The 858-nt window shown below is 48.5% G+C and carries 1 pseudogene; it reads left to right on the top strand.

From position 1 onward, the window contains the following. A pseudogene (locus A3738_RS30465) lies at positions 1–858 on the top strand (flagellar hook-associated protein FlgK); the annotation flags it as partial.

The raw sequence follows: 858 nt of genomic DNA on the forward strand, positions 1-858 counted from the left end.
GAGCCTTTGTCGCCACCGATCAATAACCAGTTTTATGCGCAAGGCTTAAGCAACATGTTGTTTACGTCCGACCCAGGTGAAACCTTAGTGTCGGCAACAGGGCCAGATACCTTGACGCTACCAGCAGCTGGCGCGGGACCTTTTGTAAACGGTTATGGCGCGCAAACCTTACAAGTTCAGTCGCGAGACACCAATACCGGAATCGTGACATCGCAAACAGTGAATATTGCGGCTAACAGCTCCGCCAGACAAATCGCACAAGACCTCACTGCCGTCGAGGGCATTAAAGCAAATGCCTACACGCAAGTGCGACTCACTAATTTTGTAGATGATGGTGACCCGAACCCTTTAGGTTTAATCATTAATGGTGAGACGATTACCGTTACGCCTCCTGCTACCTATACGCCAGTAGAAATAGCGCGTGCCATTAACGATAACCCTAACCTTGACGTTATTGCTGTCAGTGATGGAACCCAAATAGACCTGCGTTCTGTGACGGGCGAAGACATTGTTATTGAGGTGACGGGTCTTGGTGATAGTGTCGATGTAAGTCGTATTGATCCGTATGCTGCTGGTTCGCCAGTTGTCGCCACGCAAACCGTCAACTCTGCACAAGGTATAGCGGTGGCTGGTGCTGTTGATATGTCGATGGCGCAAGGTATTTCATTTACGAGCAATACGGCGACAGTGTTTGATTTAGCGCCGCCAGCATTATCAGCTTATCGTGGTTTTACGTTTGAAATTCAAGGCGAAAGTGTAAAAGGGGATGAGTTCACCATTGAATACAATACCGATGGTGTATCTGATAACAGAAATGCCTTAGCGATGGCGGGGCTCGAGTTTGAAGGCTTAGTTGAG

Source organism: Oleiphilus sp. HI0066 (assembly GCF_001635725.1).